This is a genomic window from Salegentibacter sp. BDJ18, from assembly GCF_017579965.1.
Classification (GTDB): domain Bacteria; phylum Bacteroidota; class Bacteroidia; order Flavobacteriales; family Flavobacteriaceae; genus Salegentibacter.
In genome coordinates this window covers 1-23,748 of sequence record NZ_JAFLQX010000012.1, presented here as the reverse complement: position 1 = coordinate 23,748, position 23,748 = coordinate 1, and the positions used below count along the sequence as shown (strand labels likewise).

Annotated in this window: 13 protein-coding genes; 7 read left to right on the top strand and 6 right to left on the bottom strand. The window is 36.9% G+C overall.

Annotated features, from left to right (window positions below; genetic code table 11):
* Positions 1-4: 4 nt before the first annotated feature.
* Entirely contained in the window at positions 5-2,455 is a 2,451-nt protein-coding gene (locus J0871_RS07135; protein WP_208224496.1) for a hypothetical protein, read from the top strand.
* Here the strand turns inward: J0871_RS07135 and lipB are convergent.
* A complete protein-coding gene (gene lipB / locus J0871_RS07130) occupies positions 2,452-3,150 on the bottom strand; it encodes a lipoyl(octanoyl) transferase LipB (RefSeq protein WP_208224494.1) in 699 nt (232 codons plus the stop codon). The genes J0871_RS07135 and lipB overlap by 4 nt on opposite strands.
* Positions 3,147-3,311: a YqaE/Pmp3 family membrane protein gene (locus tag J0871_RS07125; protein WP_075327910.1), complete on the bottom strand. Its 165-nt coding sequence runs from the start codon at positions 3,309-3,311 to the stop codon at positions 3,147-3,149. The genes lipB and J0871_RS07125 overlap by 4 nt, the downstream gene beginning before the upstream one ends.
* A 192-nt stretch (positions 3,312-3,503) precedes the next feature.
* Between J0871_RS07125 and lysS the strand changes: the two genes are divergently transcribed.
* Together lysS and J0871_RS07115 are read left to right on the top strand one after the other, a co-directional pair.
* Positions 3,504-5,195 carry a lysine--tRNA ligase gene (lysS, locus tag J0871_RS07120; RefSeq protein WP_208224492.1) on the top strand — a complete coding sequence of 564 codons (1,692 nt, stop codon included), beginning with the start codon at positions 3,504-3,506 and terminating at the stop codon, positions 5,193-5,195.
* 186 nt (positions 5,196-5,381) lie between these two features.
* Positions 5,382-7,871, top strand: a complete 2,490-nt coding sequence (locus tag J0871_RS07115; RefSeq protein ID WP_208224491.1) for a zinc-dependent metalloprotease — start codon at positions 5,382-5,384, stop codon at positions 7,869-7,871.
* Positions 7,872-8,155: 284 nt separating this feature from the next.
* On the opposite strand, the gene J0871_RS07110 is transcribed toward J0871_RS07115, so the two are convergent.
* The 4 genes from J0871_RS07110 to J0871_RS07095 all read right to left on the bottom strand — a co-directional run bounded on the left by J0871_RS07110 (position 8,156) and on the right by J0871_RS07095 (position 13,317).
* Positions 8,156-9,376 (bottom strand): permease, encoded by a 1,221-nt coding sequence (locus J0871_RS07110; protein WP_208224489.1) that lies wholly within the window; start codon positions 9,374-9,376, stop codon positions 8,156-8,158.
* Between the two features lie 26 nt (positions 9,377-9,402).
* Positions 9,403-12,105, bottom strand: a complete 2,703-nt coding sequence (locus tag J0871_RS07105) for a heavy metal translocating P-type ATPase (RefSeq protein ID WP_208224488.1) — start codon at positions 12,103-12,105, stop codon at positions 9,403-9,405.
* 169 nt (positions 12,106-12,274) lie between these two features.
* A complete protein-coding gene (locus J0871_RS07100; protein ID WP_075325869.1) occupies positions 12,275-12,595 on the bottom strand; it encodes a four-helix bundle copper-binding protein in 321 nt (106 codons plus the stop codon).
* A gap of 158 nt (positions 12,596-12,753) precedes the next feature.
* Positions 12,754-13,317: a helix-turn-helix transcriptional regulator gene (locus J0871_RS07095; protein ID WP_075325868.1), complete on the bottom strand. Its 564-nt coding sequence runs from the start codon at positions 13,315-13,317 to the stop codon at positions 12,754-12,756.
* 419 nt (positions 13,318-13,736) lie between these two features.
* Here J0871_RS07095 and J0871_RS07090 point away from each other — a divergent pair, with 419 nt between their 5' ends.
* The 4 genes from J0871_RS07090 (at position 13,737) to J0871_RS07075 (ending at position 23,270) form a co-directional block, all read left to right on the top strand.
* Positions 13,737-15,206, top strand: a complete 1,470-nt coding sequence (locus J0871_RS07090; RefSeq protein WP_075327909.1) for a vanadium-dependent haloperoxidase — start codon at positions 13,737-13,739, stop codon at positions 15,204-15,206.
* Between the two features lie 71 nt (positions 15,207-15,277).
* Positions 15,278-18,613: an FG-GAP-like repeat-containing protein gene (locus tag J0871_RS07085; protein ID WP_208224486.1), complete on the top strand. Its 3,336-nt coding sequence runs from the start codon at positions 15,278-15,280 to the stop codon at positions 18,611-18,613.
* A gap of 157 nt (positions 18,614-18,770) precedes the next feature.
* The gene (locus J0871_RS07080) at positions 18,771-21,791 is read left to right on the top strand and encodes a TonB-dependent receptor (protein ID WP_208224484.1); all 3,021 of its coding nucleotides are present in this window, start codon (positions 18,771-18,773) and stop codon (positions 21,789-21,791) included.
* Between the two features lie 12 nt (positions 21,792-21,803).
* Complete coding sequence (locus tag J0871_RS07075; protein WP_208224482.1) at positions 21,804-23,270, top strand: RagB/SusD family nutrient uptake outer membrane protein; 1,467 nt, start codon at positions 21,804-21,806, stop codon at positions 23,268-23,270.
* The last annotated feature ends 478 nt before the right edge of the window (positions 23,271-23,748 follow it).

Below are 23,748 nucleotides of genomic sequence, written 5' to 3'. Positions count from 1 at the left end.
TTTTATGAAGAAAATTCTCTTCAAATTTTTATTGGTTTTCTTTCTTATTTCCTGTCAAAACCAGGAAAAAAATATTGCTGTTTATAAGTTTATTCCAAAGGATGCTGCGGTAATTATCCAAACTCCTAACCTTAAAAATCTTCAGCAGGATTTAGAAAATTTTAGCTTTTTTAGCGGCAATAAATTGACTGCTAAGAATTATCTGAAAAAGGAATTAGGATATTTGAAACACGCCGATACGCTTACATCGGCCATAATCGCATTTTCAATCTCTGAAAAGGAGAAATTGACCTATTCTTTAATATTTAAAGACAAACCAAAATTTCAATTAGATTCTGTCAAAAATAAATCGGTAGAAAGTATTAAAACGGAAGGCATTGACTATCAAAAAATGTTTTTGGAAGACAATACCTTTTTTATTTCAACAGGTAATGCTCCATTTATAGCTTCAAATTCTGAAGAAAACCTGATACAAATTCTGGATAATGAAAAATTACTGAAAACCGAAGACTTTCAAAGAGTATATTCGGCTATAGATCTTAACAAGACTTCTATAATCTTTAATCATCAAAATTTTAAGGCTTTTCAGCAAAATTTATTTCCAAATTTAGCGCTGCAAAATGTAGAAAATTATGCGCCGTGGAGTGCAATAGATCTTGATATAGAAAATGAAGGCATTTTTAACGGACTTAGCATTGCGGCAAACTCATCTAATCTGCATAAGATTTTTCAAAATTCAGGAACAGTTGCTCAAGAATTTGCTTCCATAATTCCTGAAAATGCGCTTGGTTTTACTGCCCTGGCATATAAAAATCCTAAAATATTTCTTCAGAATTTAAAAACCTTTAGAGGCGATTCAGTTTCCAATCCTATTGATGAAATTATTCTAAAAAGCCAGGAAGCAGGAATTATTTATACTGAAGAAAACACCCTTTTTGGGATAAAAACCCTGGTAGATATTGAAGCAACCGACTTAATATCAGGTTATGCCGAGTTGGAAGAAAATTATCGCGATTTCCCCATATATAAAGTTTCTCAGCCCGAAGTTTTTGAGACAATTTTTAGCCCGATATTTATTTCTAAAAAGAACAATTTTGCCCTCGCAATTGATGAATATCTAATCTTCGCAAATTCAATACCTCAACTGCGTGAATTAGTTGCCAGTTATGTAAACGAGAACACACTGGTGCATCAATCTTATTATAAAAACAGTCAGCAAAAACTTGCTATGGAATCTTCTATTCTCATAGTTGGAAAAACCGAGAAATCAAAAACCAAACTGGCCGAGGTGGTAGCCAACGAATTAAGTGAAGAAATGACCAATTTGGATTTTGGTGAACATAAACTGGCGATTTTACAATTGGTGGAAGAAGGAGATTTTGCCCATATACACGGTACTTTCGAGGCGCAAAACAACGAAAGTAATTCAAACACCAAAACAGAAGAAATCCTTTCGGTAAGCCTGGATGCTGAATTACTAAACGAACCGGTTTTGGTAAAAAATCATTTGAATAATCAAATGGATATCGTGGTTCAGGATATAAATAACACGCTCTATCTAATTTCTAACAAAGGCACAATTTTCTGGAAGAAAAAATTAAGCGGACCAATTCTGGGAGAAATTAAACAGGTAGATCTTTATAAAAATGGTAGATTTCAGCTCGCTTTTGCAACTCCCTATTCTATTGAAGTTTTAGACCGAAATGGAAATACCGTAAAACCTTTTCCAATAGAATTTAAAGACGAAATTTCACAACCTTTGTCTTTATTCGATTATGATAATAACCGCAAGTATCGCTTTTTGATTACTCAAAATGATGAAGTGTTTATGTATGATAAAAACGGAAAAAGTGTAAAAGGATTTGATTTTAGAGGAACCAATTCTGAAATTTTAAAAGCACCAAACCATTTGAGAATCCAGAATAAAGATTATATCGTTTTTCCTGAAAAATCTGGTAAACTAAATATTTTGAGTCGGCAGGGAGAGCATCGGGTAAACGTAAAAGAAAATATAGATTTTTCCGATAACCAATGGTATGAATTTGAAAACGATTTTGTTTCAACTAATGCTGAAGGAAATTTGGTGAAAGTTACGCAAACCGGGCAGGTTACTACTCTAAACACGAATTTTAGTGAAAATCATAAGATTTCAGCTAGACCAAATATACTGGTAAGTCTTTCAGAAAATATTTTAAAAATTAAGGATAAGGAATTAAGCCTGGATTACGGCCTTTACACTGAACCGGAAATCTATTATGTAAACGATAAATATTACATCAGCCTAACCGATTTACAAACCCAGAAGATTTATGTTTTTGACAGTAATGCAGAGCTGCTTCCCGGTTTTCCGGTTTATGGAACTTCAAAAATCAATTTAAATAATGTTGATATTGATAACCGCCCTGAATTTGTAGTAAAAGGGGGTGAGAAAGAAGTTTTATTGTATAAATTCTAACTCAATTCTGCCTCAAATAATTCTTCAAAATGCTTCAAAACCTTCTCCTGAACTTCGGCCAGGGGAATTTCCTTTTTACCAAGCTCTACGTTTAAAGAAGTAACTGCTTTGCCTTCAATTCCACAGGGAATAATATGGTCAAAATAGCCTAAATCGGCATTTACGTTTAGTGCAAAACCGTGCATAGTGACCCAACGGCTGGCACGCACTCCCATGGCACATATTTTCCTGGTAAATGGTGTTCCCACATCCAACCAAACCCCGGTTTCACCCGGGCTGCGTTCGGCCTTTAAACCGTAATCCTTTAAAGTGAGAATAATACATTCTTCCAGAAAACGCAGGTATTTATGTATATCGGTAAAGAAATTATCCAGGTCTAGAATGGGATAACCAACCAACTGTCCCGGGCCGTGGTAAGTGATATCGCCGCCACGGTTAATTTTATAATATTTAGCTTGCCTTTTTTCGAGTTCGGTTTCAGAAATAAGCAAATTTTTAATATCGCCACTTTTACCCAAAGTATAAACGTGCGGATGCTCTACCATTAAAAGGTAATTAGGCGTAATTTCGTTTAAATTTTGTCTTCGGTTTTTAATTTTAAGATCAAGAATTTCCTTAAAAAGACTTTCCTGATAATCCCAGGTTTCTTTATAATCCTTATATCCTAAATTCTGTAAATTTATCTGCTTGTTCATACGCCTTTTCTCGGATTATTCAGAATAATAAGTGCCGCGATCACTCCCGGAATCCAACCTAAAATAGTAAGGATTAGTACAATTAAAATAGATCCACAACCCCTATCGTAAACCGCAAGGGGTGGGAATAGAACCGAAAGAATTACCCGCCAAACACTCATATTATCTAAAACTTTTATCAAGTATGTTGCAAAGATAAGATTATAAATACAGAAACTTATTTGATAAAGAAGTGCATTTTTATCTTCAAAATATTATCAAAAATTCAGGTTTATATCGCATTGGTTGGTAGCCACATAGTCACTATATTTGCACTCGTTTTGCCAAAGCAAGCAATTAATTTAAATACGAGTATGCAATTATCTGAACAGGAAATAGTAAGAAGAGAAAAGCTTTCTGCACTGAGAAAAGCTGGTATAAACCCCTATCCGGCAGATTTATTCCCGGTAAAGGACACCAGCAAGGGAATAAAGGAAAACTTTGAAGAGGGAAAGAAAGTAGTGATGGCCGGCAGGTTAATGTCCCGCCGTATCCAGGGAAAAGCCTCTTTTGCCGAAATACAGGATTCTAAAGGTAAAATTCAGGTTTATTTTAACCGTGATGAAATTTGTACCGGGGAAGATAAAAGCAAGTATAATGAAGTATATAAAAAATTGCTGGATATAGGCGATTTTATAGGAATTGAAGGCGAACTTTTTAAAACCCAGGTTGGGGAAATGACCGTGATGGTTAAAGATTTCACTTTGCTAAGCAAATCTATTCGCCCTTTACCACTTCCAAAAACAGATAAAGACGGAAACACTTACGACGGATTTACCGATCCCGAGCACCGTTACCGTCAGCGTTATGCCGATTTGGCCGTGAATCCAAAGGTTAAGGAAATCTTTGTAAAGCGTACCAAATTGTTCAACGCTATGCGAAATTTCTTCAATGAAAGAGAATACTTCGAAGTTGAAACGCCAATTTTACAATCTATTCCCGGTGGTGCTGCTGCACGACCATTTGTTACCCATCACAATGCCTTAGATATTCCGCTTTATTTAAGAATTGCCAATGAATTATATCTTAAAAGGTTAATTGTAGGTGGATTTGATGGCGTTTACGAATTCTCAAAAAACTTCAGAAATGAAGGAATGGATAGAACGCATAATCCAGAATTTACGGCGATGGAAATCTATGTAGCCTACAAAGACTACAACTGGATGATGGAATTCACAGAAACCCTTCTGGAACATTGTGCGATTGCAGTAAATAATACTACGGAAACTGTTTTTGGCCAGCATAAAATAGATTTTAAAGCGCCATACAAACGCGTTACCATGACCGATTCCATTAAAGAATTCACCGGATTCGATATTACCGGAAAATCTGAAGCTGAAATTAGAAAAGCAGCTGAAGATATGGGAATTGAAGTTGATGAGACGATGGGGAAAGGAAAACTCATAGACGAGATTTTTGGTGAAAAATGTGAAGGAAATTATATTCAACCAACCTTTATTACCGATTATCCGAAGGAAATGAGTCCGCTTTGTAAAGAGCACCGCGAAAACCCTGAATTAACTGAGCGTTTTGAACTAATGGTTTGTGGAAAAGAAATCGCAAATGCATATTCTGAATTAAATGATCCTATAGACCAACGTGAGCGTTTTGAAGAGCAGCTAAAACTGGCCAAAAAAGGAGACGATGAGGCTACAGAATTTATAGACCAGGATTTCTTAAGAGCTTTAGAATACGGAATGCCTCCAACATCGGGATTAGGAATTGGGATGGATCGTTTAATTATGTTCTTAACCAATAATCAATCAATCCAGGAAGTATTATTCTTCCCACAAATGAAACCTGAACGAAAAGCTGTTGAACTTAGCGAAGACGAAAAAGCGGTATTTCAGCTATTAAAAAGTGATGAAATTCAGGAATTGGAAACTATAAAAACAAAATCTGGTTTAAGTAATAAAAAATGGGACAAAACCCTTAAATCACTTAGAAAACATAAGATGATAGATGTTTTTAAAGATGATGAAACTATGAAGATAAAAGCAGTTTAAAATTCAGAAACCTTTTCCAGTTTAGATAAACAACAGTTAAAACAAGACTTTTTAACTTCACTTTTTAAACCTTTTTAAGATAAATTAGTCAAAAGATCACCAAATGGTGGTCTTTTTTCGTTTTTTAGCCTTCGCTAAAGAAAATTTATCACTTCCATTTAATCATACAAACCAAAATTAAACTTTATGACCAAACGATTTACGCATAAGCTCTTTTTAGTAGCCTTATCGGTATCGGTTTCCAGTTGCGCGGTATTTCAGCCCAATAAATCTTCGGCTGATGCCTCCAAAGAAGAAGCCTCAAAAAAGAAGGGAGACTTAGAACCTTACACCAAGGTAATTACTAAAGACGCTAAAAGCGACGAAGGCTTATTTACTGTACACCGGGTAGACGATAAATATTTCTACGAAATTCCAGATAGTCTTTTTAACCGGGAAATGCTTACGGTAACAAGAATTGCAAAGACAGCTACCGGAATTGGTTTTGGGGGCGGAAAGCAAAATACCCAGGTTCACCGCTGGCAGAAAAAAGACGGCCACGTTCTTTTAAGAGTTGTTTCTCACGAAATCTACGCAGCAGATTCACTTCCGGTTCATGAGGCGGTGGTAAACTCTAATTTTGAGCCTGTTTTACAACGTTTCCCTGTAAAAACTGTAGGAAAAGATTCCTTAAATAAAACAACCGTAATTGAAGTAACCGATCTTTATACCAAAGATGTTCAGGCGCTGGGTTTAAGAGACGGCACAAGAAAACAATATAAAGTTTCGCGTTTAGATGATAGCCGTTCTTATATAGATACTATTCGTAGCTATCCTGAAAATATTGAGGTTAGACACGTAAAAACCTATAATGCAGGCGAACCGCCTTCAAATGCAAGTACTGGTTCTATCTCTTTAGAGTTTAGTAATTCTATGATTTTGCTTCCAAAAGAACCAATGAAACGTCGTTATTTCGATCAGCGTGTTGGTTGGTTTGCCCGCGGACAAACAGATTATGGGCTTGATGCCCAAAAAAGTAAAGAGGTAAAATATCTTGACCGCTGGAGACTTGAAGTTAAAGAAGAAGACAAAGAAAAGTTTGAAAACGGCGAATTGGTAGAACCAAAAGAGCCAATAGTATATTATGTAGATCGCGCCACTCCAAAACAGTGGATTCCCTATATAAAGCAAGGTATTGAAGACTGGCAGGTAGCTTTTGAAGCTGCCGGATTCAAAAATGCAATTATTGCTAAAGATCCACCCAGTAAAGAAGAAGATCCAGACTGGAGCCCGGAAGACGTACGCTATTCTGTAGTTCGTTACTTGGCTTCTCCAATTCCAAATGCAAATGGGCCTCACGTTAGTGACCCACGTTCTGGAGAGATCCTGGAATCAGATATTAACTGGTATCACAATGTAATGACCTTACTTAGAAACTGGTTCTTTGTACAAACTGCAGCTATAAATGAAGACGCTCGTAGCGTTGAGTTTGAAGATGAAGTTATGGGTCGTTTAATTCGTTTTGTTTCCTCTCACGAAGTAGGACACACTTTAGGTCTTCCACATAACATGGGAAGTAGTGTAGCTTACGCCGTAGAAGATCTTCGTGATCCAGAATTTACTGCTGAATATGGAACTGCACCTTCCATAATGGATTATGCACGTTTCAACTATATTGCTCAGCCTGAAGATGGTGATGTAGCTCTAATGCCAGACATTGGACCTTACGATAAGTATGCAATTGAATGGGGATATCGACCAATTTTAGATAAATCTGCAGAAGAAGAAAAGGAAATTCTTGATGAATGGATTCTTGAAAAAGCAGGTGATCCTTTATATCGCTTCGGAAGTCAGCAAAGTGGCGGAGTTATAGACCCGAGTTCTCAAACTGAAGATCTTGGTGACGATGCAGTTCTGGCCAGTGAATATGGAATTAAAAACCTGAAGCGCATTATGCCGAAATTAATCGAGTGGACTGCTGAAGACGGTAAAAATTACGATGATCTTGACGATATGTACGGCCAGATATTAAGTCAGTTTAATCGTTATATGGGGCACGTGACAGCTAATATTGGTGGAGTTTATGAATATTATAAAACTTACGACCAGGAAGGTGCCGTTTACTCGCACGTAGATGCAGCTCATCAAAAGAAAGCGATGAATTTCTTGCACAAACAACTTTTTGAAACTCCAGAATGGTTAATAGACCAGGAAATTTTTAATAAGATTGAATTTGACGGACAGGTTGAACGCATTAGAAATATGCAGGAACGTAGCCTTAATAATCTACTGGACTTCGGAAGAATGGCGCGTTTAATGGAAAATGAAGAAGTAAACGGCAACGAAGCTTACGGTCTTATAGATATGATGACTGATGTTAGAACCGGAATTTGGAGCGAACTTTCTTCGGGACAAAATATAGACCGTTACCGCAGAAATCTTCAGCGTGCTTATATTGAGCGTATGGAGCATTTAATGACTGAAGAGCAGAGTGAAATTCCTTCTAGATACAGAAGCTGGATTAGCCGAAGCAATATAGATGTTGCTCAAAGTGATATTCGTCCTGTAGTAAGAGGAGAACTTAAAACGCTTCAAAGTCAAATTAGAAGAGCAGCTAACCGTGGAGACCGTTTAACAAGGTACCACCTTCAGGATGCTTTAGAAAGAATAGACCTAATTCTAAACCCAATAAAATAACCTCAACATTTTTTTGGATTAATTAGTTTGGAAGCCACCGTCCCTACACGGTGGTTTTTTTTATAAATAAATTAAACCTTTTTAAAATTCTATAGTCTTACTATTAAAGCCACTTAAATTGCTATGAAAAAGAATTTTTTGATTTAAGTATCAAAAAGTGAAAAGTGAGTTTTTAGATTAGTTAGTTTAGTTTGTTTGAATTGAGAGCAGTATCGGGAAAAATCGAAAATCTAAATTTTATGATACCCATGTAAAATTTACCTCCTTTCTGCTCTCTTTTTTATTTAAAGTAGAAACTTAGCAATAAGTCCTCCCGCCAGCCATAGGTAGCATACAAAAGCAATATATTTCAAACTCGTTTCCAATAACTGACTTTTAGGTGCCATCTCCTTCATATGCATTACATCTTTTCGCTTAAAAAATCCAAGATAAATTAGCACCCCAGAAATTGCTAAAAAGAGCATATTCAGCCAAAAAGTATAATCTATTTTAAAATGTTCGGTATCGGTAATTTTTACCGAAGAAGGATCTGGTAATAAATTAAATAGATTAAACCCGTAATGCAATAATAGAGAAGTACCAATTAGTGCGGTAAAAAGAAGGAAAAGTATAAAGAAAGACATTTTCCAGCCATAATATTTGGCATTAATTCTCAAGACCGGAAAAACCACCAAATCACTAAAAATAAAGGCCATTACCCCGGCAAAACTTACTCCTTTTCCAAAGAGCAAAGCTGCCAATGGAATATTCCCCATAGAACCTATAAACGTTAAAAATGCAGCAATTGGACCAACTATTATATGCTCTAGAATTGTGAAAAAACCGAAATCTGTATTTCCGTTTCCAGTATTTATAAATAAAGTTTGAAAAAAGGAATCGGGAACAAAAGCTGCAACAACCCCGGCAATAGTAAAACCTAAAGTCACATCTTTCCAAACCATTTTCCACTCCATAGCATACTGTTTGGACACTTTAGCCCAACTGGTTTCTGACTTTATCTTTTTCTTCCAGGATTTTTCTGAATCTTCATCATCTTCATCTTTTTCGTCTAGGCGTTCGCGTGCTTTTTGTATTAATTTCTTCGGATTAATTAGCCTAATGAGTATCCAGCTGATAAGGATTAACAATATTCCACCAACATATTCACCTACCACAAATTGCCAACCTAAAAAGATGGCAATTAAGATTCCCAACTCAATAACAAGGTTAGTAGAAGCCAGTAAAAACGCAATTGAAGAAGAAAAACTGGCTCCTTTTTTAAACAAGCTTTTAGTTGAAGCTAAAGCAGAAAAACTACACGAACTACTAATAAAACCAAAGAAAGTACCGAGTAACATACTTTTAGATTCGTCTTTACCCATAGTCCTTTCCATACGCTTTTCGGTTACAAAAATTTGGATACAACTACTTATTACATAACCCAAAATAAAGGCCCATAAAGCCATCCAGAAAAAACCGGCGCTGGTATAGGCCGCTTCTCCCCACTTACTCAAAAAATCCTGCATTTCTATTAGTTTTGGTGATTAGTATTTTACTCTAATTTCGCGCTTTTTAATCTTAAAGCATTTGCAATTACTGAAACTGAACTAAAACTCATCGCTAAAGCTGCAATCATTGGTGAAAGTAAAAGTCCGAAGACCGGGTATAAAACTCCGGCAGCAATTGGTACTCCAAGTGTGTTATAGATTAAAGCAAAAAACAGGTTTTGCTTAATATTTTTCATCACTTTTTTACTTAGCAATTTGGCCTTTTTAACAGCTTTTAAATCACCTTTTACCAGGGTGATTTCTGCGCTTTCTATCGCCACATCTGTTCCCGTTCCCATGGCAATACCAATATCGGCCTGGGCCAAGGCGGGTGCATCGTTTATTCCATCACCGGCCATTGCTACTTTTTTACCTTTTTCCTGAAGTTTTTTCACTTCATTCTGTTTATCTTCCGGGAGCATTCCGGCTTTAAATCCTGTTAATCCGAGTTCTTCAGCAACAGATCTTGCAGTTTTCTCATTATCGCCGGTAAACATATAAACCTCAACCCCATCATCCATTAAAGATTTTAGAGCCTCCCTACTCGTTTTTTTAATAGGATCGGTAATTGTAAAGTATCCCGTTACTTTCCCATCTACCGCTACAAAAGAAACGGTTTTACCTTTCTCCTGTTCAGCCGTTACTTTTTTATCTATTTCTGAAGGAATTTCAACATTTTCAGCCTTCATGAGTTTATCATTCCCAATGGCAATCCTCTTGTTATTTACCGTGCCTGTAACTCCTTTTCCGGTAACGGAATTGAAATCTGAAGCTTCAGTATATTTCAGCTGATTTTCTTTTGCAAAATCTATAGTTGCTTTAGCCAGCGGATGTTCACTTTGAGAATTCACCGAAGCGATAAGTTTTATAATTTCATCTTTATCTTCTTCAGAAATCACTTCAACTTTTTCCACTTTGGGCTTGCCTTCAGTAATGGTTCCGGTTTTATCTATAATCAAAGTATCAATATCATCCATTTGCTCTAACGCACGGGCGTTTTTAATAAGCACCCCATTTTGTGCACCTTTTCCCACTCCCACCATAACCGACATTGGTGTGGCCAGGCCAAGCGCACAGGGGCAGGCAATTATTAATACCGCGATGGCATTCACTAAAGCGTAAACATATTGCGGCTCTGGTCCGTAAATGGCCCAAACTATATAGGTTATTACCGCAATAATTACTACCACCGGCACAAAATAAGCTGAAATTCTATCGGCTAATTTCTGAATGGGTGCCTGGGACCGGCTGGCATCATTTACCATCTTTATAATTTGAGAAAGCAAGGTCTCCTCTCCCACTTTTTCAGCTTTCATTGTAAAACTTCGGTTTCCATTAATGGTCCCTGAACTTACTTTATCACCTTCAGCCTTATCCACCGGTATGGGCTCCCCGGTAATCATAGATTCATCAATACTGGAATTCCCGTTTTCGATAGTTCCGTCTACCGGAATTTTATCTCCCGGTTTTACTCTTAGAATATCTCCTTTTTCAATTTCGTCTATAGCAACTTCCTTTTCTTCGCCATTCACTACTTTTATCGCTTTGTTTGGAGCAAGTTTCAGCAGTTCTTTTATCGCAGAATTTGTCTTACTATGAGCCCGGGCTTCTAAAACCTGGCCAAGTAAAACAAGTGTGAGAATAACCGTTGCCGCTTCAAAATAAACGTGCACAGTGCCCGTTTCAGTCTTAAATTGCGGTGGAAAAAAATCAGGAAATAATAAGCCGAAAACACTAAAAACCCAGGCTACCCCGGCGCCAATGCCAATTAGCGTAAACATATTGAGGTTCCAGGTTTTTATAGATTTCCACGCACGTTCAAAAAACATCCAGGTAGCATAAAAGACCACAGGAATTGATAAACCAAACTGAATCCAATTCCAATATTGTTGGTCTAAAATTTCATAAAGCGGATTGCCTGAAATCATCTCAGACATCGCGATAATAAAAATGGGAAGGGTAAATGCTACGGCTATTTTAAACTTTTTGAGTAACTTTTTATAAGATTTACTTTCTGAAGATTCTTCCGGTTCTTTGGGCACCAGGTCCATTCCACATTTGGGACAGGAACCGGGACCATCCTGCTCCACTTCAGGATGCATGGGGCAGGTATACGTAGTAGCTTGTGGTTTTAGGCTGGCTTCTTCTACCAGGTCCATTCCGCACACCGGGCAATCACCGGGCTCAGTATAAGTTTTATCGCCTTCACAATGCATAGGGCAATAATAAACACCTGTTCCCTGCTCTGATTGAGAAGTTTTTTTCTTTTTCGATTTTACTTTTTTACCGGGTTCGTGAATTTCATAATGTCCCCCATCTTCCTTTAAGGCTTGCTGCAATTTTTCTAAAGAAACATCCTGTCTAGCAACAATTTTTGCTTCCTCTTTTTCGAGATTTACTTCAGCACTTTTTACCCCTTCAACTTTACTTAGCGTTTTTTCTACGTGAGATCTACAACCCATACAGGTCATTCCACTCACCGGATATGTTTTAAGGCTTTCGTTTTTTGGATGAATTTGATAGTTGCTGTCTTCCAGTGCTTTTTGAAATTTTTCAATTTCAATATGTTTTTGCATTTCAATTTCCGCAGCAGCTTTTTCAAGATCTACTCGGGCATCAATAACCCCTTCAACATTTTTTAAAGTATTTTCAACCTGGGACCTGCAACCCATACAGGTCATCCCGGAAATTTGATAAGTATGTTTCATAGATTTTATTGGAGAAAAAAAGGCTGTTTGAACCTCTATTGTTACTTACGTCATGCTGTCCCGAAGCTTCGGGATTATTTTAGCATCTAAATTGAAAGAAATTAGACCCTGGAACAAGTTCAGGGTAACGTCTACTAGTAAAAAATCAAACAGCCTTTAAAATTAAATTTTATGCTAAGTAAGCTTCACAAGCTTTTGCACATTCACGGCAGGCTTTAGCGCAATCCTGACAGTGTTGATGTTCGTGTTTACCGCATTCATCGGCACACGCATTACAAATTTCAATGCAATATTTTACAAGTCCGTCTACATTTTTATAGCCGGTGACCAACACCTGGTTAAGGGTGCTACAAACCTCTGCACAAACACGATCGGTTCTAATGCAGTCTTTCATCATTTTCACATTGTCTTCATCAAGACAGGCATCAGCACAATAGTTACAATGATTAATGCAATTCCCTAAGGTGCTTAACAATTTCTCATTTCTCATAATATTGGTTTTTAATGGTTTAAATCAAAGTTAAGCACTATTAACCGCAATGAGTTTTAAAATTATGGTAAGAAGTTATAAGAAAATTGAAAAGATTAAAACGGATTTTACTCCCAATTAACTAATAAAACAATATTACTATGGTCTAAATTTGTTTGCTACAATTTATCCAGAGATTTTCGCTCCTGGTGGTGAAGTTTGTATTGGGATGGGTTTAAGCCGGTTTCTTTTTTGAAAAAAGTTGAAAGATACGCTGCACTACCAAATTGCAATTTATCGGCAATTTCTGAAATATTTAATTCATCATATTCCAGTAATTCTTTAATGCGTTCAGCTTTAATTTTATTTTGAAAACTTTGAATGCTTTGTCCTTCGGCTTTACTAAAAATACTGGTAAGATGACTATAATCGTAATGTAGTTCTTCACTTAAAACTTCAGAAAGCTTTTTGTTTTTAAAATCTTTGCGTTCGTAAACCCATTCAATAATTATAGATTTAATATCGGTAACAATTTTATCATGGCGTTCAGCTACAATTTCAAATCCGTTTGCTTTAAGCGCTTCTTCAAAAAGCTTAAATTGCTCTAAAGAGAGCTCTTTCTCAAACTCTATCCTGCCTAAACTAATATCTACATATTTAAGTTTTTGTTGCTCCAAAGTGTTTTCTACACTCATAAGGCAACGGTCACAAACCATGTTTTTTATATGTAAGATACTATTCATTTATAATTTAGTTTTTAGAATTTCTTTAAGCTGGTATGCTTTGCTGAAATAAAAAATAGTGAGTGCAAATTTACGAAGAATTAATCTTTCCTCTGTAATCTTAAAGAGTACCGAAAAATTACAAATTAAACTTGAAGAGGGTTTTTATTTAATAAACTTCAGGAAAAGGGAATAAAAGTGATTTTTAAAAAAATTATTTAAAAAAATTTTAAAACCTACATTTTTAGGCAATCCATTGCGTAGACTGGGCTACGAGGCACTACCACCCTAATTTAAAAGTGTTTAGGGCAATCTGCTCTCGAAAAAAGCCGGAAATAATTTAGTAGGTATAAAAAAAATTCACTTATTTTATATGTTAATAAAAACAAAAAATTATGTGGGGATTTATTACATTACTTTTTTTAAATTTTCAAGGTGGAATGGAAGTTACTACAACCTCTCCTCCAACTACAGACAATAAAATTGAAGTAATTACTCCTAACGAAAAACTGGGAGAAAATAATCTTGCTTACAAATGGGGAAAATTAGCTTTAGAAGCTACAGCAAAAGATACCGACAGATTTAATCCAAGACCCACGATAAGTTCTCGTTTCCTCGGGCTTATTTTCACCGCAGTTTTTGATGCCTGGTCCCGGTATGATGATAAAGCAATTCCAGTTTATATGCAGGGCGTTGAACGACGCCCACTTCAAGAACAGAATTTAAAAAATAAGGAAATTGCCATAAGTTATGCGGCTTTTAGGACTATGAACGAATATTACTTTACCGATGAGTCTATGTTTCGGGAATTTATGGTAGAACTGGGATTAGACCCAGATGACACCTCTTTAGATCCTAATACCGCTGTTGGAATAGGTAACCTGGCAGCAAAAGCCGTAATAGAAGCCAGGCATAATGATGGCGCAAATCAATATGGAGAAGAAGAAGGCTCTAATGGTAAGGCTTATTTTGATTATATGGGTTACAAACCCGTTAATTCTGCCGATGAGAATATAGACCTTAACAGGTGGCAATCTAAATATTTCTCTGATGGAAAAGGAGGCCAATTCGTTCCAAAATGTTTAACGCCCTACTGGCACAAGGTGGAGCCAGTTGGATTACAATCGGCAGACCAGTTCAGGCCGGGACCACCACCAATGGTAGGTTCAAAACAATTAGAGGAAGAAGTAAAAGAAGTAGTAGAATTACAGGCAAATCTAACCGATGAGCAAAGAGCCCTGGTAGAATTTATGCGAGATGGCCCGCAATCGGTACAACAGGCCGGCCATTGGCTAAAGTTTGCCCAGGAAGTTTCAGTTCGGGATCAACATAACCTGGATAAAGATGTAAAAATGTATTTCTACAACCAGATCACTGCAATGGATGCATTTATTGCCTGCTGGGATAGTAAAATGTATTACGATTACGCCCGGCCTTATGCTTTAGTTCATGAATTTTTCAAAGACGAAGATATTTACGGTTGGGGAGGCCCAGAAAAAGGAATGGTAGAAATGAAAGGACAGGACTGGAGACCATATTCTCCTTCAACTTTCTTATGCCCTCCTTTTCCCGGTTATGTATCGGGCCACAGTGCCATTAGTGGTGCCTGTGGTGAAGCTTTAAAACTTTTTACCGGAAGTGACGAATTTGGGTCTGAAGTTACATTAACTCCCGGCATCCTAACAGAGCCAAACCGACTTGGTAAGGAAGTCACTTTAGAATTCCCTACTTTCTCGGAAGCTGCAGAAATGGCCGGTTTATCCCGGGTTCTTGGCGGTTACCATATCCAGGCAGATAATATTGAAGGGCTAAAGTTAGGAAGAAAGGTAGCCCGGGAAAACTGGATCTTCTTTAAAAAACACATAGGAGAACCTGTAATAAGCAAGCACACCAGTCTTTCAAATAATTAATCCCTGGAATTTCAATAAATAGCCATACCAGGTTAAATTCAAACAATACCCTCCAAAATAATCATCCCAAAATGAAAATACTTTATAAGTCATTTTTCCTGATTTTTTTCTTTTTAATTATTTCGTGTAAGGATTCTGCCCCAGAGGAAAAGGAATTAGCGAAAAAAGAATCGACTGAAAATACTAAAATCTTCAGCAATGTTTCTGCCGCAAAATCTGGTATCAATTTTAGTAACAACCTTACCGAAAACGATTCCTTAAATTACTTTACCTACTCTTATATTTATATGGGTGGAGGGGTATCTACCGGAGACATTAATAACGATGGCCTTCCAGATCTTTATTTTACAGGAAACCAGGTTCCCAATAAACTTTATTTGAATAAAGGAAATATGGAATTTGAAGATATTACAGAATCTGCCGGGGTTGCGGGAGATGAGAGATGGTACACAGGAGTTACCATGGCCGATGTTAATGCAGACGGTTTTCTGGATATTTATCTTTCTGTAGGAGGAAAATTTCAACCTAAAAACAACCAGCTCTTTATAAATAATGGAGATGGAACTTTTAGTGAAAAAGCTAAGGAATATGGTTTAGATGATCCCGGTAATAGTGTACAGGCCACCTTTTTTGATTACGACAAAGATGGTGACCTTGATGTTTACATAGCCAATTACCCTCCAACCCGTTTTGACGCTCCAAATTTTGTTTATGAATACCAAATGAATAGTGTAACCGATCTGCAAACCGATCATTTAATGCGTAACGATGGCGGGAAATTTACCGATGTTACTAACGAAGCAGGGGTTAGAAGTTTCGGGTTAACACTCTCTGCTACCGTTGGGGATTTAAATAACGATGGTTGGCCAGACCTCTATATATCTAACGATTTTAGTTCTCCAGATTTTATGTATATAAACAATGGGGAAGGCAGTTTTAGAGAAGTGGTAAAAGATGCTACCTCTCACACTTCATTTTACGGAATGGGTGTAGATATTGCAGATTATAATAACGATGGGCTTCTGGATATTTATCAGGTAGATATGTCTGCTAAGGATAACAGGAGAAAAAAAGCCAATATGGCCAGTATGAACCCCGATTTGTTTTGGGGTACTGTAGAAGCTGGTTTTCACTATCAATACATGCAGAACGTGCTACAAACCAATACGGGAGTTTTTAACAATAACACACCGTTTTTTGCAGATCAATCCCGTATTGCCGGTGCCGCTTCTACAGATTGGAGCTGGGGCCCGCTTTTTGCCGATTTTGATAATGACGGCCACAAAGATCTTTTTGTAACCAACGGCACCCGAAGAGAAATAAACAACAACGATTATTTTAACGAGCTTAAAAACAAGTCGCTTACTAAAGAAGACCGTCTTGAAAAAAGTTTAAATATTCCTTCAGAAAAAATAGACAATTTTATTTTTGAAAATAACGGTGATCTTACCTTCAATATAGCTAATGAAAAATGGGGAATTGTATATGAAGGATTTTCTAACGGAGTAGTTTATGTAGATCTTGACAATGATGGTGATTTGGAAATTATCACCAACAATATAGACGACACAGCTTCTGTTTTTGAAAACCAGAGTTCCACAAAAAATAATTATGTACAAATTAAACTGCAAGGACCCGAGAAAAATAAATTCGGTATAGGCAGCAGGGCGTATGTTACTTCGAACGATACTGAACAGATGCAGGAATTAACTTTGTCCCGTGGCTTCCAGTCTTCTGTAGCCCCTCAACTTCATTTTGGACTTGCGCAGGCAGATCTTATTGACGAAATTAGAATTGAATGGCCAGATGGGAAAGTTGAAATAAGGGAGGATGTTGAAGCAAATCAGTTTCTAAGTTTTAACTACGAAGATGCTTCAGCAATAGAAACTTCTAATGAACTAAAGCCTGAAACCTTATTTTCAACAATAACAGATTCAACTTCATTTCCTAATCATAAGCATATTGAAAATGAGTACGACGATTTTAAAGACGAAGTACTTCTTCCCCATCGCACCTCTACCTTTGGTCCCAGTATCGCGGTTGGAGATTTAAACGGCGATGGTAAAGAAGATTTTATTGTGGGAGGTGCAGCCACTTATGAAGCAGGATTATATTTTTGGACTGAGAACGGCTTTAAAAAGCAAACCAGTGCTGCATTTGAAAAGGATAAAGCTTACGAAGACCTTGACGCCTTAATTTTTGATGCTAACGGAAATGGCCATAACGATATCTATGTAGTTAGTGGAGGCAATGAGTTTGATCCAGATTCTGAAATGCTTCAGGATAGGTTATATATTAATAATGGGAAAGGGAATTTTACAAGAGACTTAAATGCTCTCCCAAAAATGCACGACAGTGGTTCTAAAGTATACAAAGCCGATTTTGATAAAGATGGAAAAGAAGAATTATTGGTTTTGGGAAGATTAGTTCCCGGTAATTATCCAAAACCCGCTAACAGTTATATTTTAAAAAATAACAGCAAAAATGGTAAAGTATCGTTTCAAGATGTTACTCAATCGGTTGCCCCATTTCTTCAATCTTTAGGGATGGCAACCAGTGCAGAAATTGTTGATTTTGACAATGACGGCTGGCAGGATATTATTATAGTGGGAGAATGGATGCCTATTAAAATTTTCAGGAATAATAAAACAGCATTTAAAGATGTTTCTGAAGATATGGGAATTACCGATGATACTGCTGGCTGGTGGTGGAGTATTAAAAAAGGTGATTTTGATAATGACGGGGACCAGGATTTTATAGTAGGGAATCTAGGTGAAAATTATAAATATACAGCCAGCGAAGACGAAACCTTTGACATCTATTTTAAAGATTTTGATGGAAATAATAACAGTGATATTGTTTTAAGCTACTATAATAAAGGAGAAAAATTTCCATTGAGAGGAAGAGAATGCTCCTCCCAACAAATTCCCGGTATAAAAGAGAAGTTTCCAGATTACGAATCTTTTTCAACAGCTACCCTGGAGGATGTATATTCAGAAAAAGAATTGGAGAATTCCCTCCATTACCAGGTAAAATCTTTTTCCAGCATCTATTTAGAAAATGCTGAAGGTAAATTTAAAATTCACAAACTACCAAACGTGGCCCAAATATCTTCAATTAATCAAATTCTTATAAAAGATTATGATAAGGACGGCCATCTTGACGCTTTAATTGCCGGGAACCTTTTCTGGTCTGAAGTGGAAACCACCAGAAGCGATGCCGGGTATGGAATGCTCCTTAAAGGAGATGGAGCCGGTAATTTTAACCCAATTGTACCTTCTAAAAGTGGTTTCTTCGTACCTGGAGATGTGAAAGATATGGCCACCATTGAGGTTGAAAACCAGGAAATTATTATTGCAGTAAAAAACAACAGTCCTATTCAATATATTGAGATGAAAGACCAATAACGTTAATGATGTGATAATAACACTTATAATTATTACATAATCAATGATATAATGAAAAAAAATTACGAAAATTAGAGATTTTTTTTAGAAAACCGATTGCGTAAAATTATTTTTTATTACATTTAAACCGAATTAATAAACTAACTAACAAATAATTATGAAAAACAATTACTTGAAAAGGGGGCTTTTCATTGTAACATTCTTTTGTTTTGGCTTTATTACAGCCCAGCAAACCGTTACGGGAACAGTAAGTGACGAATCCGGTCCTATACCAGGAGTGAACGTCATAGAGCGAGGAACCTCCAACGGTACAACTACAGACTTTGATGGAAATTATAGTATAGAGGTAAGCGAAGGCGCAGTCCTCGTTTTCAGCTATATAAGTTATCAAACCCAGGAAATTGCCGTTAACGATCAAAGCGTTATTGATGTCAACTTAGTCGCCGGGTCAGAATCCCTGGACGATGTTATTGTGGTAGGGTATGGTACTCAAAGTAGAGCAGAAGTTACAGGGGCTATTTCATCTATTGATACAGAGGAGATTAATAGTCTTCCGGTATCTACCGCAGAGCAGGCTTTACAAGGTAGAGCTTCTGGTGTTACCGTAATTAACTCAGGTTCTCCCGGGAACTCACCTGCCGTTAGAATTAGAGGTTTGGCCTCACCTAACAATAACGACCCATTATATGTTATAGACGGTGTTATTGCCGGTGGTTTGGGTAGCTTAAACCCTAATGATATTGAGAACATACAGGTTCTTAAAGATGCTTCTACTACTGCTGTTTATGGTTCTAGAGGTGCAAACGGGGTTGTACTTGTTACTACCAAATCTGGAACGGCTTCACAAAAAGCACAACTAAGTCTTGATACTTATACGGGAGTTCAATTTAATAGTAATCGTTACGATTTGTTAAATAGAGAGCAATACATACAATACGCAAGAGAAGTAACAGATACTGATCCAGAGCGCCTTACCAATCCTGAGTATGCAGACTTTATTGACAATAATACAGACTGGCAGGATGAAATTTTTAGAACTGGGGTGATGAAAAGTATCAACCTTGGACTTTCAGGTGGTAATGAAAACAGTAATTACAGGTTTTCTGGAGGATACCTAAACCAGGAAGGTGCGGTTATAGAAACAGAATTTGAACGTTTTAACTTTAGATCTAATAGTAACTTTAATTTTGGTAAACTTAGTTTTGGTCAAACATTAAACGTAGCTTTCACTTTACAGAATCCTGAAAGAGAAGACGGAGGTAGATCTATAATAGAACACGCAATAAAATCAGCACCATATTTAAGCGTTTATAACCCAGACAATAGAGGTGGTTTCCAGGGACCAAACTCTGCACTAGATGGCCAGGATGCGGCCAACCCGGTTAGAGTTCAAACCATAGGAAGTGCCGAGAATAAAGGACTTACTATTTTAGGTAGCCTTTTTGCTGAATACGAAATAATTGATGGCCTTACTTTTAAGAGCCAGGCAGGTATAGATTATTATAAGTATAATAACAATAATTTTATTCCTTCTTATAACGATGATAGTAATGGCGGAACCCACCAATTTGGTTTTGCTCAAATCACAAAAAACAGTGGTACCAATCAATCGCTTACACTTACCAATAGCTTAAACTACAAATTTGAGGTAGCAGATTTTCACAACTTTGAAGTTTTAGTTTTAGCGGAAGATCAAACTATTGATAGTGAAAGCCTGAATGCAAGTAGCCAGAATCCAATTACAGATGATGTAGAAGAACTATCTCTTAATCAAGCAGGCCTGTCTTCAGCTTCTTCAGAATACAGAAGAGTTGGTTATTTAGGACGATTAAATTACAATTTTGATCAAAAATATCTTTTGTCTGGATCTTATCGTCAAGATGCTTCCAGCCGTTTTGGAGCAAATAACCGTTGGGGTACTTTCTGGTCTGTTTCTGCAGGTTGGAACGTAGCTAAAGAAAGCTTTATGCAAGATACAGACTTTAATAACTTCAAAATTAGAGGTAGTTGGGGTACAACCGGTAATGACCAGATTGGTAACTATCGTTATGCTTCTACACTTGTTACAAGCTTTATTTACCCAATTGGAGGTGCAGCTGTACAGGGTACTACTGCTGAAGGACTTCCTAATCAAAACCTTAAATGGGAGGAAGTCACTATGAAGAACATTGGTTTAGATTTAGGTATGTTTAATAATGCCTTAACTCTATCCCTGGAATATTATAGTAACCAAAGTGATGATCTTCTTTACGAATTACCACTTCCGCTTAGTTTAGGTTACAATGTACCAACTATAGCTTCTAACGTGGGCTCTGTAAAAACAACAGGTTTTGAAGCTGATCTTGGATATAACGATTACGAAGGTGAATTTACCTGGTCTGCCAATTTAAACCTGGGAACCAGTAAAAACGAAGTTCTTTCTATAGGTAGTCTGGATCAGGTTCAAGGAGGATTCTTCGAGAATGAATATCTTACAAGAATTGCTCCGGGAGAACCATTATTCCATTTCTATGGCTTAAAAACCGATGGTATCTACCAGAATCAAGCAGAAGTAGATGAGGTATTCACTGCAAATCCAGATCAAACAGCTGTGCAACCGGGAGATATTCGCTTTTTAGATCTTAACGGAGACGGAGATATTACTGCTGCAGATAAAACTGTAATAGGAAATCCATATCCAACACTTACAATGGGACTTAATTTAAGTGCTCAGTATAAGAACTTTGATGTTTCAATGTTTATTCAGGGTGCGTATGGTCACGAAATTTATAATACTAACTTATATGACCTTGAAGGAATGCCAAGACTATTTAATAGCGGTGTAGCTGTTTTAAATAGATGGACAGGAGAAGGAACTTCAAATACGATACCACGTGCTTTAGGAGCTCCACAGAACCTAAATGCTTCAGATCGTTTTATAGAAGATGGATCTTATACCAGGCTTAAGAATTTAAATATTGGATATACTTTTGACGAAGATATATTTGGTGAATCTCTTGCCAATTTAAGAATATACATAAGTGGACAAAACCTGATTACCCTAACCGATTATTCCGGACTTGATCCTGAAATTGGTGTTGACAACGTATTACAACAGGGTACGGGAGCTATAGGTATTGATAGAGGTTTATATCCTCAGCCTACTTCATTAACATTTGGTCTACAATTAGGATTTTAAAAAAATACAATTATGAAAAAAATAAGAATAATATTAATGGTCTTTGCCACATTGTTCGTAGTTAACGGATGTGAGGAAGAAGATTTTGAACTATCAAACCCTAGTGGTCTTTCTCCTGAAACCTATTTTAGGACAGAAGCCCAGGTGCAATCAGCAGTGAATGCTGTATATGCCAATACGCAAACTATTGGATTATACACCAGAACTTTGTTCTTTGCAATGGATATTATGTCTCGTGAAGCCCTTGGGAATCCGCAATTAGAAGCAGATAAAAGAGTTTACCAGGAATGGTCTTTTGATGCCAGCCACCCACCAATCGCGTGGTACTGGGATGCCTGTTTTAGAGGAATAAACAAAGCAAATTTTGTAATTGATAATGCAGATAGAATTAATGAAATTCCATTTTCATTATTGAGTGATGAGAAAAAAGCAAGATTTATTGGTGAAGCCAAGTATATGAGAGCTTTTTACTATTTCTTATTGGTAACCCGTTTTGGCGATGTTCCTTTAATTACAACAGTGCCTGAAGATGGTTCTGGTTTTCCACGTACCCCTGCAGATCAGGTTTACGACCAGATAATAACAGACTTAAATGATGCCAGCCAGTCTTTATGGGATAAAGGACGTACTGAAAATGGTAGAGCTACTCAAGGTGCTGCTTTTGCCCTTTTAGGAAAAACACACCTTTACCTTGAAGAATACGATGAGGCTTTAGCTGCTTTTGAAAATATTTACGGGCAATATTCTTTAGAAGACGATTATTTTGCAAACTTTAGAGAAGAAGAAGAATTTGGACCTGAATCAATTTTTGAAATTCAGTATGATGATGATATGGGGAACTCTGCCGTATGGAACTCTAATGCAGCCGGTGAAGATGCTAATGAAGTAACCTTCCGTGGCCAGGAGTATGGTTTTAACGACTGGTTTAACGTATATCCTAATCCTGCTCTTATAGCTGAATACGAAGAAGGTGATATTAGACTTGATGAATCTTTCTATTTCAACGGTGATACTTTTGCAGGTGGTTTAATTGAAGAATTACCTCTGGAAAGAGATGCTGCCTGGAGAAAGTACCAGAATTACTACAAAGATGTAAATGAAGATCAGGCTTCAGGAATAAACATGAAAGTTATTCGCTATGCTGATGTTCTTTTAATGATGGCTGAGGCTGAAAATGCTTCGGGAAATCAAGATGATGCTATAGATTATATTAACGAAGTAAGAGAGAGAGCAGAATTAGCCCCTCTTTCTGACGGTCTTTCTGAGAGCGAAGTGTTTGATGCCATAGTACATGAAAGAATGGTAGAATTAGCCGGCGAACAAGTACGTTTCCCAGATCTTGTAAGATGGGGACTTGCCGCCGATTACCTTTCTGAATTTGGTTTCCAGGCAGGAAAACATGAGATCTGGCCAATTCCTAATGATGAAATATCTGCAAATGATGGTATAAGTCAGGTAGATCAGAATCCAGGATACTAATAAGTATTCAACCTTTAAACTTAAAGCCCTTTCATTTATTTGAAAGGGCTTTTTATATGTAAAATTTCTTCAGAAAATGGAATAGTAAACTACCTCTGCGTATCCTGATGAGCCTCACTAATTTAATTCCCTTAGCAAGCAATGCAACATTGAAATCTCAATTATCAAGTAACTTAATTGGTTGGGAAAGAATTATTAGACCTAGTTTTTCAGCAATAAGGAAAGGAATCTGCATCGTTATAAATAGACTAATTATAAGCACTTACATAAAATTAACCTATTTTTCTTAGCTTAAATTATCAAACAGGGAATTGAAGGAGCCTCAAAGGAATGAAAGTGTAATAATAAGCCTGTTTATTTCAACTGAAAAGTATACCACTATTTCATTTCAAAAGTATACCATTTTAAATTAATTAACAACGGTATCCCTGTTCCCTGGGGGTACCCCCAGGGAACAGGGATACCGGCGGCGCCCGGG